Raw genomic sequence first — 13,021 nt, forward strand, 5'->3', positions numbered from 1 at the left:
ATTGAAAACTATAATTTGGTAAGTTCTATCAGAAACAGCCGATATCCTGCACGTAAGGCAGAAGATCGGCTGTCAGTTCCCTTACGAATTATGATTGAACAAACGCCATCAGCTTCTTATTAAAGTCATCCGCCTGACATATCGGCAAGCCGTGTCCACTGTTATCAAACGGAAACAGCTTCGACCCTTTGATTTGCTGCTGGGTGAGCTCGGCGCTTTTGAATGGAATCAATTGATCGTGAATCCCATGAAAAATTCCGGTGGGCACGCGGATTTGACCCAAGTCATTGATGACATTCTCCCTCACTGCTGCTTGCATGATTTTGATGAGCGCATAGGAAGCGGAATCCAGCCCCATTTTAACAAACCACTGGAGCGTAGCAGTCCCTAAATTGCGATTGAAAAACTGCAAGGAAACTGTGTTTAATAACTCAGGCAAATTGGCGTACATCTGACTGATCAGCCCCTCCGCTTGCTCCTTCGAGACACCGTATGGAGAACCCGGCATTTTCACAAAAGAAGGAGAAACCGCATCCACTAACGCTAGCTTGGAAATATGCCGCCCCTCATAACGAGACATATACCGAATCGAAATGGCTCCGCCCACCGAAAAGCCTAACAAGACAGCATCCCTAATCTGTAATGCTTCCAAAACGACATAGATGTCATCTGCCAAGCGATCATACGTATATCCGCTCCATGGTTTGTCCGATTGGCCGTTGCCGCGTATGTCCATGGCAACACAGCGGAAACCGTGCTGGGGAAGTACGTTGATTTGGTAGGAAAACATGTTATGGTTGAGCGGCCAGCCGTGAACGAAAAAAATCGTTTTGCTATTCGGGCCAGGATTGAGGTCTTCAACGAAAACCGTGACACCCTTTTCGACTTCTATGTACATAACCCTACCTCCCGTATCGCACCATGCACCTCTTTACACTCAAGGTATGTCACCAGTTGTAGGGTTATGTTACTACTGTCCTAATCCCTGACTTGGATACGCATGAACGATGCGTCCTTTTCTTCCCGTGGTCGTGACTGCTTGCGCCAAAGAATGGTAGATGGCTTCTTCTGTCGCTTCTGCCGCAGCAGCAAATAGTTCGTTCATGATCGGATGATCCTCGCGTAGTTGCACGCGCGTTTCCGTAATGGTTGTTGGCTGATGGGGGATTTTTTGTGCTGTGGAAAAAGCGATGACGATGTCGCCGCTTCCATGCCCAAAATGGCTGCCCGTTCGTCCCAAGCCGATTCCTGCGCGCTTTGCTACCCGAAGCAGCTGTCGATCACTGAGCGGCGCATCTGTCGCCAGTACGATGATAATGGAGCCATCCTCGGACTTCTCTACTGCGTTTTCATTGCTTTTGCAGCTTGTGAACAGATTTGCTCCCAAGAAATCATTTTTGTTGCCAAAGTTGCTGAGTACCAAACTCCCCAATGTATAGGCATGCTCCTCAGCCTCTACGATACGAGAAGACGAGCCGATACCACCTTTATAGCCAAAGGCAATCATCCCCGTCCCTGCCCCGACAGCTCCTTCTTCTACGGCTTGGTCCGTTGCGTTCTGAATCGCTTCTCTAGCATCCTCCGGGCGAACGACACAGCGGCGAATGGAATTGAGATGACCATCGTTGCATTCGCCCACGACAATGTTGATCGTCCCAGTCGTGTCCCCGATCTCTTCATTCGTATCCAGCATGTATTGCAGAGTCCCTTGTGTAACCGCAGGGACGGAAAACGTATTGGTGAGCATGATCGGCGATTCCAACACCCCCAGCTCATTTACTTGCACGAGTCCCGTCGTTTTGCCGAAGCCGTTGATCACATAGCTGGCTGCGGTTACCTTTTCCCGAAACAAGCTGCCGCCATGTGGCAAAATGGCTGTCACTCCTGTACATGCATAGTCGTCGTTGTCCAGCTCATGCTGGATCGTCACATGTCCAACTCGGACTCCGACTACATCCGTAATGTCATTTTTCTCACCAACCAGCAGTCTCCCGATTGTCGCACCAAGCTGCCGCATTTTTTTCGTCATACATTCCCTTCCTTTCGTGCATCTATGCCGATTGCTTACACGGGACGATTGCGCAGAAAGTTTTCATAGGCAAACCCGCGCACTTCTTCTTCCTTATAATGCTTGAGCAGCTCATTGATCAGGTTTTGGCTCTGCCCCGCATGCTCCAAGCCCACGACTTTTGCGGTAATGCCGTCAAAGTCAGAGCCGAGCCCGATATGACGCACGCCACCGAGTGAACAAAAATGCTCGATGTGCTTGATTAGATCATCTATCGTGGTTGGTGTCGTTTCATTGATAAACTGGGTGCAGTAAACGACATGTACATTCGCGCCTTTGGCAAATAACGCTTTTGCCTGTTCATCTGTCAGATTGCGTGGATGGTCGCAGATCGCTCGTGCATTTGAATGACTCGCGATCGGATAGGTAGCCAGCTCCATCGTATCCCAGAAGCTGCCCTCTCCTAGATGCGAGACGTCCGTCAACATTTTATGCTCATTGTGGAATTGAATGATTTCCTTGCCAAAGGTCGTCAGTCCGGCATTCCTCGGTTCCAGCGCACCATCCGCTGCGAGATTCGCGAAGTTCCAGGTGAGGCCCACAGAACGAACCCCTAGCTGATAAAAAATGTGCAGCTTCTTCAAATCGTTGCCGATTGGCTCTACCCCTTCCAGCGTCAGCAACGCTCCGATCTCTCCCTCTTGCAAATGGTCGAGATCGCTCCAATCACGGATCTGTTTCATTTCTGGATGTTTTCCGAGAACCTCTGTATAAAAGTAATGAATTTGATCCAAAGCTTTTTGAAAACGTTGTTCCGTGGACAATTCAGGTGATGTCCAGATCGCATAGCACTGTAGCTTCACTCCGCCATCGTGTAGCCGTTTCCTATTGACGTCCAACTCGTCCGCATCTGCAAAGGACAGAGCCCCATTTTTCTCCCAAATTTTCAGAAGTGCATCACAGTGCAAATCGATAATCGGCATTCTGACCATTTTCATCCATCCCTTGGGCTATTTTCTTTTGATAACTCTACCTATTCTGCTAATTTTACGGTAATGTAATTTTATAAGCGATTCTAATTAAAATTTGCAATAGTCCACTTTAAAAATTCACATAATGGAGCCACTACTTATGAATATGGAGCAAATGGAAGCATTCATCTTTGTCGCCCTGACCGGGAGCTTCAGCAAAACGGCTGATTTGCTCTATCTGTCACAGCCCACGGTCAGCATGCGAATCAAGGCACTCGAAACGACTATGGGCTGTAAGCTGTTTCAACGTACGGGTCATACGATTTCTCTTACAAAGGAAGGCGATCTGTTCCTTCCCTATGCCAAAAACATCATGCATATGCTACAAGAGGGACAGCAAGCCATTCAGCGATCGCAAGGCGATGTAGAGGGAGAATTGACCATCTCCACCGTTTTTGTCTCCGCCTTTTACATTTTGCCTGACCTCGTCCAGCAGTTCCAGCAGTTGTACCCCAAAATCAAGCTGACGATCCTCACCGGACATTCTCATCAGGTACTCGATATGGTTCTAAACCATGAGGTGTCGTTCGGAATTGCTCGTGCCGTTACCCATCCACAGATTAACCGGATTCAACTGATGCCGGATGACATGGTCTTAGCGATTTATCCTGACCATCCGTTTGGATTCCGCCACCAGGTTTCCATTGAAGAAGTCGCACGTGAACGATTGATCTTGTTCAATCGGGGCTCGCTCGACTGGAAGCTGATCAACAATGCGTTCAGCCATTTTCAGCTACAAAACAACGTCATCATGGAGGCTGACAATATCGAGGTCGTGAAGCGGATGGTCAAACAACGGCTGGGCATCGCCTTTTTGCCTCGGTTTGCCATCTCCAAAGACTTGGACGAAGGGGAACTCCAGGAGGTAGACGTCTTGAATCTGCCGCAAATCAACCGGAACTTCGAGCTGATTTACCTTAAGGATACACCTGTCCACGGGATTATGCGTACGTTTATCGACTTTTTGATGCAGTGCAAGACCTTACAGCAGTAGGAAAGGATAATGGCTTACCCCCTAAAAAAGCTTCACATCTGAACCAATGGAGTTGGTTGATGCGAAGCTTTTTTTAAGAAGCGCTGCGTCTCTCTCATGCCTTTTTCTGTGCTCGCAACTTTGTACGAATGATGATCTCTGCCGTCACGACAAGTCCAATCATGGCGGCATATACACTGATTGTGTAGCTGAGCTCATACGGCAAGCCTACCACCTTCTCTACGATCAGCTTCATGAGATGAATCAGCATGTTGGTAAATAAGAAGACGAAACTCCGGACCATCCATTCCTTATGCTTTATGACTTGGCGCTTTTTAATTTTGACGAGCGCCGTAATAGTGATTGCCGGCCAGATGATGTTCAACAGGTGGAAGGGCCAACTCGCCACTTTTCCACCCGTTACATAAGGAGCCATATACCCCGATGTGACTACCACAACCAACACACTAAAAAGATAAACATAACCTGTTACTTTATGTAGCTTGCGGTTCTGGGCGAGCAGCTTGTCCGAAAAGTTAGCCACCCCACAGATTAGGGCAATCAGGGCAAAAAACAAATGGACGTACATGACCGTAAGCCAAATCGATGTGTTCATTCGCTCTTTGTTGAAATCAGACTTGTGACTGAGAAAGCCTTTTGCTTCTGGGTCGATGATAAAGTTTTGCACGAGTGCATACGTGATCGCTATACAGACGACGAAAATGATAATCGAATACGGTTTGATACGGTTCATCCTGTCACACAACCCTTTGTTCGATTTTTTGATACCGAACGGTTCGGTCTCTTTTTGATTTTACATGATTGCCTTCTTTCGTACACGAGAGAAATGTTACAATAACTTGGACGAATATAGACCGTGTTGGCCGAATGAAAGGACTATCGCGATGCGAAAAGGCGAAAAAACAAAGCTGTATATTATCCAGAAGTCAGCAGAGCTGTTTAATCAATACGGATATACAGGAACCTCCATGCAAGACATCATGGATGCCACGGGACTTACCAAAGGTGCCCTCTACAGAGGTTTTGCCAGTAAAGATGAAATTGCCATAGAGGCCTTCAAATATGCGGGTGAAGTGTTACAAGAACATTTTGCGGCTGCACTAGAAAAACAGGACACAGCCACTGGAAAAATCGTAGCCATGGCAAAGGTGTATTCTGATGCGGTAAACAATCCCCCGCTCCAAGGTGGCTGCCCGCTTCTCAACACAGCCGTCGAAAGTGACCATTCGTTCCCTGTTCTTCGCGATTATGCCGTCACCGCTTACCGAGAGGTCATTTCGTTCATGCAGGGATTGTTGGAAGAAGGAATCGCCCAGGGAGAATTTCGTTCTGACATGGACGCAGAAGCCCTCGCTTCGTTTATCTTTTCCTCCATTGAAGGGGCCATCATGGCAAGCAGACTCACACAGGATAACAAGCATGTCCATTTTGCCATCAAGCATATTGAGCAGCTTTTACAGACATACAGGCCCTAGCAAAAAGAAAAGAGCAGTCGCGCAGGATGTGCTACCCCTGCCTACCTGCTCTTTTTTCGTGGACTTTTCCTGCTACTATCTATTTGATGTAATGTACTTTTTCATGTCCGAGCAATGCTTCCAGCACTTGCTGTACTTTCACGCCTGTTTCAAATGTAACCAGTCTGGCATCGCCACCGTTTATCGCAATGGACAGCTCATCCAACAACAGGGAGAGACGGTCTTGCTGCGGAACTTCAGCCGGAACGAGTGCTTCGCCGTGTCCACCCACAAACAGATTGCTCCAGTTCACGACACTCAGCGTTCCTTTTGAACCGTACACGCGATAATCCAAATGCTCCTCATGCGCGATACCCGCCAAGCCATTGATCGTAACCGGGGTACCATCTGTCAGACGTAGAAAGGCCGATACACCTGTCTCACATAGCGCAGGATCTGCTGGATAGTCTACCTCTGAGTGGACTACATGCAGGTCTCCGAAGAGCTCGTAAGTCAGGTGAGTGAAATGAGGCAGCACTTCACGGATGAAACCGCCTTGCTCACGACCAGCCAGCCAAGGTGTTTGCTGCCATGGACGCGGCCACTGGTGAAAATGCGTCAGGATATCGATACGGCGGACATCTCCGATTGCTTCGAGTCTGCGGGTTAGCTCAGGAAAAACACCTTGATAGTAGAGCGGGAAGTTCATCACATGGACAACCCCTGCGTTATTTGCTGCTTCCAACATTTCTTGCGCTTCTGTCAAGGAATTAGCCAACGGCTTTTCACAGAGCAAATGCTTTTTGTGCGCCAGCACATCCAGGGCAATCGCATGATGGAATTTCGGAGGAACTGCCAAATAGATGACGTCCAGCTCTACCTTTTTCAATAATTCCTTATAATTTGTGTACCAAGGCACATCGCCGGACTTTTGCGCGGCTTCCTGTGCTCTTTCCGCTGATACATCACTCACTGCGGCTACTCGAAATTTTTCGTGGGTACGGATCGCGTTCATCATGCGTTCGCCCATGACGCCTGCGCCAATCACCCCAACGTTCCATTTCACTTGATCCATCTGCCTTTCCTCGCTTCCTGATGAATGTTCGTCTTCGTGCCTCTACCCCTTTCTCCATTGATTTGAACATTCCTTCTGAAAAGCTCAGATTGTCAGCTGCTGCTGAGCTTCCTTTTTTATCCGATTTGCAAACCTAACGTTTTGTCTCCGATCGAAACGGTCTCCCTATCTGCTATTTTCGCAAAAGACACATCTGAAACGAGTACACTCCCACGCAAAACATGATCAAAACGCTCTAATGCTGCTCGCAGCTCATCGTCCACATCCAAGGTGAGCCGGACACGTTTATCGATGGGCAAATCCAGCTTTTTGCGTGCATCCTGAATGACGCGAATGACTTCACGAACCAAGCCTTCTTGCTCAAGCTCTTCTGTAAGTGTCGTATTCAAGGCCACGTGAAGCTGATAGCCGGATGCAGAAGCGAAGCCTTGCTTCCCTTGCTTTTCCACAAGCAGCTCATCTAGCGTAAGCCGCACACTCTCGCCTGCGACCTCCACATCCAAGTAGCCATTGTCCACTGCCTTCTGTGCATCGGCTGCTTTCCATTCTTTTAAATAGCCTTGGATTGGCCCAACGAGCTTGCCGTACTTTTTCCCGGCTACCTTCAGGTTGAGCTTGAAATGATACGTCACAAAGCTGCTGTCGCTTTGCTCTACCCGAATGTTTTTGACATTGATCTCGTCTTCGATAATGCCAGCAAACCGCTCGAGGTTAAATGGCTGCTCCATCGTTACGATCAGCTCGGACAGAGGCTGTCTGGTCTTGAGTCCGGTTTCGTTGCGGACATTTCGCGCCAGCTCCACGATGTTTCGAGCCGTTTCCATGTCCCGCTCAAGGGTTTCGTCGATTGCTTCTGCGTTTACCTTCGGATAGTCAGTCAAATGAACACTGCCGTCTCCCCCCAAATTGCCATACATATCTTCTGCAATCAGCGGCGCGTATGGTGCGATCATCTTCGCCAGCGTCAGCAACACTTCTCGTAGGGTCTGGTAAGCAGATACTTTGTCAGGCGTCATCCCACTGCTCCAGAAGCGATCCCGCGAACGACGGATGTACCAGTTGCTCAACTCGTCGACGAACGCTTCGATATGTCCCGCCGAGTTCATGAAATCATAGGTTTCCAGACCTTTTACCACATGCTGCAAGGTGGTATGCAAGCGGGAAAGTATCCAACGATCCAGCTCGTTCACAAGTGGTTGCGATGGATGCTCTTCTGGCTTGAATGCATCGATCAAGGCGTATAACGTATAAAAATCATGCGTGTTATGGATCTTATCGATCACTTTGTACTTCGCCTCGGCAACGATCCGCTTGGAGAACCGCTTGCTGCTCCACGGCGCACTGTCAGACAAAAGAGCCCAGCGGAACGCATCCGCTCCGAACTCCTCGATTACCTCCCACGGATCGATCCCGTTTCCTTTGCTTTTAGACATCTTCTGACCGTGTTCATCCAAAACGTGACCGGTAGAGATGACCGCCTTGTAGGGTGCTTTTCCGTTATACAGGGTAGATACTGCCAACAAACTGAAGAACCAGCCCCGCGTCTGATCGATTCCTTCCGAAATGATGTCGGCAGGGTACTGCTCCTCGAACACCTTTTCGTCTCCGAATGGATGATGGTATTGAGCAAACGGCATCGAACCGCTGTCGAACCATACATCGATGACCTCAGGTGTCCGCTCCATCGTACCACCGCAAGAGCAGCGCAGCTTCACCTCATCCACAAATGGCTTGTGCAGCTCCAGCTTCTCGTCGATTGGTACCACAGATTTCTCACGCAACTCTGCTACACTGCCTGGCGCATATTCGCTGCCACAATCCTGACATAGCCACAAATTGAGCGGCGTCCCCCAATACCGATTGCGGCTAATATTCCAGTCTACAAGCTCTTCGAGGAATTTCCCGAAGCGTCCTTCGCGCAAGTGGCCCGGATACCAGTCGATCTTACGATTGTTTTCGATCAGCTGATCCTTGATCGCTGTCGTTTTGATGAACCAGCTCTCCATCGCGTAGTAGAGCAGTGGCGATTTGCAGCGCCAGCAGAACGGATAGCTATGCTCGTAGCGCTCCTTGGAAAACAGCAGACCGCGATGTGACAAGTCCTTGACGATATCGACGTCGCAATCCTTCACGAACCGACCTGCGAAATCTGAGATTTGATCCATATAGCGACCAGCCAAATTCACGACGTTCACGAAATCAAGTCCATGCTGACGAGTTGTGCGATAGTCATCCTCCCCATGCGCTGGCGCAGTATGCACGATGCCCGTTCCGCTCGTGTCACTGACATAGTCTGCATCGACGACGAAATGCCCATGGTTTACCTTGATATAGCCAAAAGGCGGCTCATACGGGGTCCCGACCAATTCTGCGCCTTTGTGCGTGGACAAAACCTCGTAGTCTTCCTTGAAGACCTTCTCCGCGAGATTTTTTGCTACGACGTACACTTCATCCTTGTGCTTCACCCGCACGTAATCGAGCTCTTTGTTTACAGCCAAAGCCACGTTGGCTGGAAGTGTCCATGGCGTTGTCGTCCACGCGAGGAAGTAGTCATCGCTTGTCTTGCTTTTGAATTTGACCGTCGCACTCAAGTCCTTCACGTCTTCATAGCCCTGCGCCACTTCATGGGAGCTGAGCGTCGTCTGGCAATCCGGGCAATACGGACTGACACGATGGCCTTTGTACAACAGTTCTTTTTTATGGATCTCGGAAAGAATGTGCCAGACACTTTCGATGTAGTCGTTGGTCAGCGTCACATATGGATGCTCCATATCCGTCCAATAGGCAATGCCTTCCGTCAGCTCGCGCCATTGCTTTTCGTACTCGAATACACTGTTTTTACACTCTTCAACGAACTTGGCCACCCCGTAGTTTTCGATCTCCTGCTTGCCAGAAATGCCAAGTCGCTTTTCCACCCCAAGCTCTACCGGAAGACCATGTGTATCCCAGCCTGCTTTGCGGACGACCCGGTAGCCGGACATCGTTTTGTAGCGCCCGATAAAATCCTTAATGACCCGTCCGAGCACGTGACCGATATGCGGCTGTCCGTTGGCGGTCGGAGGACCTTCATAAAAGACGAAGTTTGGCTTTCCCAGCCGATTGTCCATTGACTTGCGGAATGTATCGTCTTTCCTCCACTGTTCCAAAACACGTAACTCTCGTGCCCTTGCTTTTTCTTTTACGTCTACTTTCCTCATCATGTACACTCCTTCTTCTGTAGTTTGCGTAGAAGTGTAGGTTCATAGAACGCAAAAAAATCCCGCCCCCTAAGGGACGAGATTTGATCTCGCGATACCACCCTTGTTCCGAAATCTTCATGCAAGCATGTTATTTCGGCACCTCTACTACGTACCATCATACGCGTCCCTTGTAACGGTGGGATTCCGGGTCAGCTTACTCCAAATGCTTCAGCTTTCCTTCTCGGAGAGGATTTTCGGCTAAGTCTTGAACGTTGGCTTTCAGCACTAGGGCCAACTCTCTGGGGAACAAGGGGATTAGCTTACTCTTTCTCGTCAATGAATTTGTTGGTGTTATTCTTGTTACTTTACTTTTTACACGGTTTTCTAGAAACTGTCAAGGGTTAGGCCACGACGCGCTTCACGCTGCGACGGCTTTCCACCTGCGACAAGAACAAGCTAAGAACCAGGATAATCGCGCCAAACAAATACGGTGCGTTCAAATGCACCCCGTACAACGTACCTGCCACCGCTGGACCAAAAATATTCCCCAGACTCATATACGCATTGTTCATCCCCGCTACGAAGCCCTGTTCATCCCCCGCACGCTTGGAGATCAGCGTGTTGATTGCTGGACGCATAATCGACGTCAGGGTAAAGAAGAGAACCGTCATAATCAGCATATACCAGAAGTTACCCGACAATAACATCATCACCATCGAAACAGCAGACAAGAAGAACGTCACGTTAATGAGTTTTTTCTCGCCAAAACGAGTAATGAGCTTGCCGATCAGCGCTGCCTGCACAATCGTACCAGCAAGTGCTCCCACTGTGATAATGATGGAAATATCACGTGGAGTATAAGCGAACTTTGCATCGACGAACAGCGGGAAGATAACTTCGAAGTTCGCCAAGCCAAACGTCATCGTAAAGACCAGTACCAGCATGATGAAGTACGACGATTGGAACGACTTGCCGAGCTGTACGAAGATGTTTTCCTGTTTGTCTTTGGCGTTTCGTAACGCGAGCTGCTTCTCTTTCGGAAGAGATTCTGACAAGAAGAAGATGGAACCGAGTGTGGCTACCGCACCAACTGCCGCGGAAATGTAGAACGGCATACGCAAGCCAAGCTCTGCCAAAAATCCGCCAATACCAGGTCCGATAACAAATCCGAGAGACATGGCGGCTCCGAGCATCCCCAGTCCTTTTCCACGTTTATCCTCGGTCGTAATGTCCGCAACATACGCCAGCATGGACGGAATCATCGCTGCTGCCCCGATCCCGCCGATCAGACGGGAAAGGTAGAGCACCCATGTCTGTTCAGCCAAGGCAAAAACCAGGTTGGAGATCGTAAACAGGACGAGTCCCATTACAATCATGATTTTACGACCGTACTTATCCGACCATTCCCCCGCAATCGGAGAAAAAAGAAATTGAGTCACACCAAAAGCCGCCACCAGGTATCCAGCCGTCTCCCCACCCGCGCCGAACTCTTTAAGAAACTCGGGCAAAATCGGAATAATCAAGCCAATCCCCAGCATGGCGATAAACATGTTAATCATCAGGAAGAGAATCGGTCGCTCACTATTCTCTTGTGCATTCATTTTCATTTATCCAGTCCTATCCTAGTAGATTTTTCTCTTTAGCCTTGCAGCTTCGCTTTCACACTCTCAATCACCGTACGCCAAATGGCAGGGTCTGTTGAAATCTGTTGCTTAAAGTTGCGGTACAGCTCCTTTTGCTTTTCCTCAAAATCAGGAGCGTCAGCAGCCGGCAATCCAGCACGGGCAGTCGTAATCATTTCCTGCACTTCTGGAGAACGAGGTCCCCAAACTCTTGCCTCGTAGCCATCCTGGTCGAGGAAAATAAAGATCGGGATCGCACGTGCTGTACCATTGGTCAAGTACTGATCCATCAGCTCGAGATTTTCGTCACGGATGAGAAAGCGCAATTCGATGTTGCTCTCCTCGGCAATTCGCTGAATGACAGGAACACATAGGGAAGCATCCCCACACCAGTCTGCGGTCAGCACGATCCCTTTCCAATTACGCTGGGAGAGATCCTTCCAGACAGCCAGATCCTCGTCAGTAAATGTGAGCTGATCGTACACACGGGACAGCTCTTCTTTATTGACGTTCATGCTTTCTTTGTACGCCGTAAAGCTCATTCCTTTTTCAAACCAACTGTTATGATTCACGACAGACATACTCCGTACTCCTCCTGTATAGTGAAAAATTATTGCTCCCAAATAGCAGAAGTTCCCAAGCGATTGCGAATGGAAGAGCTTCTTGTTTTGCGGGCTTCTTTCCCTGACTGTTTCACGTTGCTTGCCTTGGCAGTCAGATCCATAAACCACTCTCTATCTTTGGTTGCGAGGGCGAGGTCGATCAAATCATGCATATGCTCTTCATCATCAAAAGAGCCTACTGGAATGCGATCCATCCACTGTCTCGGAATCACCACCAGCTTGCCGATCGTCTCTTCGTTGTCGCATTGAACCACATATACTTTCGCGGTACCTCGCAATGAATCATCTGTTTCGACGAAGCCTTGAACTAACTCGCCGAATTTGGTTTTGCCCAAAACCCATTCTCCGACTTCCAATAACTCATCTCGATTCATTCTGGTGCACCTCCTAATTGTAACGGAAATCATTACAGTTTCCATGTTAAATATTTGTATGGTTACTGTTGCGAACTCTCCTGACATCCATGACGGACTTTATCTAATACGGTTTGGATCGTGATTTGTTCCAAATATTTTGTAAAGTACATCTCTGCTTCGGTAAAAATCTGATCCATAACTCCGTGCATATTCGCAGAAACCTGACACGCTTCTTGCGGATCTCCCGAACACCAGTGCGGCTTCAGCGTACCATTCGAGATCGAACGATATATCTCGGCCAAGGTGACCTCATTCGGGTCGCATGCGAGTATATAACCGCCGCCAATTCCCTCTTTGGTCTTCACAAATCCGTTCTTACGCAGAATGCTCATGATTTTGCGAATTCTGGCTGGATTCGTACATACATTTTTTGCGATGAGCTCACTGCTTGCCATATGCTCTGGGATATGAGCCAACAAAGCCAAGCTGTGAACAGCAATGGTAAATTCACTATTCACGTCACAGACGGCCTCCTTGCGAAGAGTACTGTAATAATAATTCGTACAGTTACGAATGTCAACAATTGTGTGGGGGCAAACTTTTTTTAAAAACCGAGAGGTTTTTCATCTTTGGTGGTCGGGGGAAGCGAAGGCACATGTTTTCCAGTCGCCTTTTTCCT

12 protein-coding genes and 1 other annotated feature are annotated in these 13,021 nt (G+C 48.7%); of the genes, 2 read left to right on the plus strand and 10 right to left on the minus strand.

Annotated features, from left to right (window positions below; translation table 11 throughout):
- Positions 1–88: 88 nt before the first annotated feature.
- The 3 genes from HPY31_RS11760 to HPY31_RS11770 form a co-directional block, all read right to left on the minus strand.
- A complete protein-coding gene (locus HPY31_RS11760; protein ID WP_172140853.1) occupies positions 89–898 on the minus strand; it encodes an alpha/beta fold hydrolase in 810 nt (269 codons plus the stop codon).
- A 72-nt stretch (positions 899–970) separates the two neighbouring features.
- The gene (locus tag HPY31_RS11765; protein WP_172140854.1) at positions 971–2,029 is read right to left on the minus strand and encodes a P1 family peptidase; all 1,059 of its coding nucleotides are present in this window, start codon (positions 2,027–2,029) and stop codon (positions 971–973) included.
- A 35-nt stretch (positions 2,030–2,064) separates the two neighbouring features.
- Entirely contained in the window at positions 2,065–3,000 is a 936-nt protein-coding gene (locus tag HPY31_RS11770; RefSeq protein ID WP_172141025.1) for a dipeptidase, read from the minus strand.
- 139 nt (positions 3,001–3,139) lie between these two features.
- Here HPY31_RS11770 and HPY31_RS11775 point away from each other — a divergent pair, with 139 nt between their 5' ends.
- Positions 3,140–4,033 carry a LysR family transcriptional regulator gene (locus tag HPY31_RS11775; protein ID WP_172140855.1) on the plus strand — a complete coding sequence of 298 codons (894 nt, stop codon included), beginning with the start codon at positions 3,140–3,142 and terminating at the stop codon, positions 4,031–4,033.
- 94 nt (positions 4,034–4,127) lie between these two features.
- On the opposite strand, the gene HPY31_RS11780 is transcribed toward HPY31_RS11775, so the two are convergent.
- A complete protein-coding gene (locus HPY31_RS11780; protein ID WP_172140856.1) occupies positions 4,128–4,766 on the minus strand; it encodes a DUF2306 domain-containing protein in 639 nt (212 codons plus the stop codon).
- A 151-nt stretch (positions 4,767–4,917) separates the two neighbouring features.
- Between HPY31_RS11780 and HPY31_RS11785 the strand changes: the two genes are divergently transcribed.
- Positions 4,918–5,508 carry a TetR/AcrR family transcriptional regulator gene (locus HPY31_RS11785; protein ID WP_172140857.1) on the plus strand — a complete coding sequence of 197 codons (591 nt, stop codon included), beginning with the start codon at positions 4,918–4,920 and terminating at the stop codon, positions 5,506–5,508.
- Positions 5,509–5,587: 79 nt separating this feature from the next.
- Here the strand turns inward: HPY31_RS11785 and HPY31_RS11790 are convergent, their stop codons facing one another.
- The 6 genes from HPY31_RS11790 to HPY31_RS11815 all read right to left on the minus strand — a co-directional run bounded on the left by HPY31_RS11790 (position 5,588) and on the right by HPY31_RS11815 (position 12,860).
- Entirely contained in the window at positions 5,588–6,562 is a 975-nt protein-coding gene (locus HPY31_RS11790; RefSeq protein WP_172140858.1) for a Gfo/Idh/MocA family protein, read from the minus strand.
- 116 nt (positions 6,563–6,678) lie between these two features.
- Entirely contained in the window at positions 6,679–9,759 is a 3,081-nt protein-coding gene (gene ileS / locus HPY31_RS11795) for an isoleucine--tRNA ligase (RefSeq protein ID WP_172141026.1), read from the minus strand.
- Positions 9,760–9,828: 69 nt separating this feature from the next.
- Positions 9,829–10,087: a binding site (T-box leader), on the minus strand.
- 55 nt (positions 10,088–10,142) lie between these two features.
- Positions 10,143–11,348, minus strand: coding sequence for an MFS transporter (locus HPY31_RS11800; protein WP_172140859.1), 1,206 nt, complete (start codon positions 11,346–11,348; stop codon positions 10,143–10,145).
- Between the two features lie 32 nt (positions 11,349–11,380).
- Entirely contained in the window at positions 11,381–11,944 is a 564-nt protein-coding gene (locus HPY31_RS11805) for a thioredoxin family protein (protein ID WP_172140860.1), read from the minus strand.
- Between the two features lie 29 nt (positions 11,945–11,973).
- Positions 11,974–12,360, minus strand: a complete 387-nt coding sequence (locus HPY31_RS11810; protein ID WP_172140861.1) for an IDEAL domain-containing protein — start codon at positions 12,358–12,360, stop codon at positions 11,974–11,976.
- 62 nt (positions 12,361–12,422) lie between these two features.
- A complete protein-coding gene (locus HPY31_RS11815; RefSeq protein ID WP_016741060.1) occupies positions 12,423–12,860 on the minus strand; it encodes an RrF2 family transcriptional regulator in 438 nt (145 codons plus the stop codon).
- Between the last annotated feature and the right edge of the window lie 161 nt (positions 12,861–13,021).

Source organism: Brevibacillus sp. HB1.3 (genome assembly GCF_013186635.1).
Taxonomy (GTDB): Bacteria; Bacillota; Bacilli; order Brevibacillales; family Brevibacillaceae; genus Brevibacillus; species Brevibacillus brevis_D.